Source organism: Caballeronia sp. BR00000012568055 (assembly GCF_029439455.1).
GTDB lineage: Bacteria > Pseudomonadota > Gammaproteobacteria > Burkholderiales > Burkholderiaceae > Caballeronia.
Window position 1 is genome coordinate 1 of record NZ_JAQFVG010000101.1, and the last position, 2,184, is coordinate 2,184.

3 protein-coding genes are annotated in these 2,184 nt (G+C 57.6%); all 3 read right to left on the minus strand.

The window, feature by feature from the left end:
* The coding region (locus P7F28_RS06200) for a chromate transporter (protein WP_277183613.1) at nt 1-330 on the minus strand (330 nt) is incomplete at its 3' end.
* A 51-nt stretch (nt 331-381) separates the two neighbouring features.
* Entirely contained in the window at nt 382-1,506 is a 1,125-nt protein-coding gene (locus P7F28_RS06205) for a VIT1/CCC1 transporter family protein (protein ID WP_277183614.1), read from the minus strand.
* A 227-nt stretch (nt 1,507-1,733) separates the two neighbouring features.
* The coding region (locus P7F28_RS06210; RefSeq protein ID WP_277183615.1) for a cytochrome b at nt 1,734-2,184 on the minus strand (451 nt) is incomplete at its 5' end.

A 2,184-nucleotide genomic window follows, 5' to 3' on the forward strand; every position in this document is an offset into this window, starting at 1 on the left:
CAATGCGATCAGCATGCAAGCCGAAGGCAGGGTGAAGCCGATCCAGGCAGCAATTGCACCGAGCCAGCCAGCCCGTCCAAGTCCTAAAGCGATACCCACCTGACTGCTTGCCGGACCCGGAAGGAATTGGCACAGTGCGACCAGGTCACCATAGCTCTCTTCGCTAAGCCACCTGCGCCGCACCACAAACTCGGAGCGGAAATATCCGAGATGAGCGATGGGTCCGCCAAAGGCAGTCAAGCCCAATTTCAAAAACGCGCCTAAGACCTCGGCTGCTGAACCGTGCAGTCGAATTTCAGCGGGCGGGTCCGATATCGGACGAGAATCCATAAAGTTCGTGCCTTCCAGTCTTCGGTCTCTGATGCGCGCGCACTTGCGCCGCTACGACACCGCGACCCCGAGGAGCCGGCCGACACCAAACGTAAATGCAGCGGCTGCCAGTCCAACGAGTATCTGTCGAACCGCGGAGAAGCCCGCGCTGCGGCCATTGAATAGCGATGTGAATATCCCGATTGCCGCCAGTGCGAACACGCTGAAGGCAACGCACTGGGCAATTGCCCCCGTTCCAGCCGACCACAGGAAAGGCATCGCAGGAAAGATGGCGCCAACCGCGAACAAACAGAACGACACGCCGGCTGCAGACCACGGATTTCCGCCAAGCTCGGCAGGGTCGAGGCCGAGCTCTTCGCGGACCAGCGCATCGAGCGCCTTATCCTTGTCTTTCATAAGCTGTGCGGCGACGCGTCTGGCTTCGTCCGCGCTCAAACCCTTCGCTTTGTAGATGAGCGCCAGTTCGTGCTCCTCTGACTCGGGGCTATGTTCCAGTTCGTCTTCCTCCTTGGAAACTTGAGCCTGAGCAAGTTCACGCGCGTTGGTGACAGATAACCACTCGCCGAGCGCCATCGAGCATGCGCCGGCAATCAGGCCGGCGAGCGCGGTCAGCAGGATAGCCTTGTTACCCGTTCCAGCGCCCGCGACACCCATAATCAGGCAGAAGTTCGATACCAATCCATCGTTGGCGCCGAGCACCGCTGCTCGCAGATCGTTACCGGATGCCACGCCGCGATGCCACGATTCCGCTTGTGCGATGTCGGCACCTTGAGCGGCCGCTGGCTTTCCAGCATTGGCCATGGCTTGCACAACTTTCGCATGCTGTTGTTCATCCTCCGACATGCGCGCAGTGTCGGGATTGCCCGCGTACTTATTTCTATCCGCGAACTCGGCGGCAGCGAGCGATGGCAATACGAAATGAGGTCCGAGCAAATGGACCAGGCCCTTCATGAGATATGTCTTCGCGTTGAAGCCTGAAGGCGCTTTGTGTCCATTGGCCTTCAACTTGTCCGCCCATACACGCGCGTGCATCCGCTCGGAAGCGGCGAGTTCGCTGAAGACTTGCTTGCGCGAGTCGTCACGTTCCACGCGTGACAGCGTCTCGTAGATTGCCGCGCTATGAAGTTCGTCGGAGAGGTTTGCTCTGAATTTTCTAAGCTCTTGTGCCGAAGCCATGATGTTCACCTGGCGCGCTTGCTCGGATAATCGCGCGACCGAGCAACGCTAATAAATGATTTCTTGGTCATTCAAATGAGAATGGAAACGCTTCTACATCTGCTTGTTGCAACGAATAAACGGAGCATAAACGTGCGAACGGGCGGCCAGTCTGTCGACTGGCCGCCCGTCTTTAACGCTTCACACTAACAATATAAGGCTTGATCTTTTGTTTCGGCTCGATTGAATCAAAGCATCCGTTGCAAGACTGAATCGCGAAGTACGAAGCGATGAAACAGCGCTGCCGCGACATGGAGTCCAATAGCAACGAGCAGCACCCATGCCAGGACGCTATGAATGTCGCCCAGCGCCATGCCAACAGACGAGCCTTTTGCCGAAAGCGGCGGAAACGGCAGGATGCCCAGGAGATACACCATCCAGCCGCGCGCCGATGCATTTGCCCATCCAGCTAACGGCACCGCAATCAGCAACACGTACAAAAGAGCGTGTGTCGCTTTCGATACCAGCATCAACGGTGGCGAAAGCTTTGCCGGTTCTGGCACGTGCGTTAAGCGCCAAACCACCCGAATCAACATAGCCGCAACAATCGCAGCGCCCACGCTCAGGTGCCACGCAATCTCACCTGAGGGTAGCGTGTCTCGATGCACATCTGGCATCGTCCAGCCGATGATGAACTGT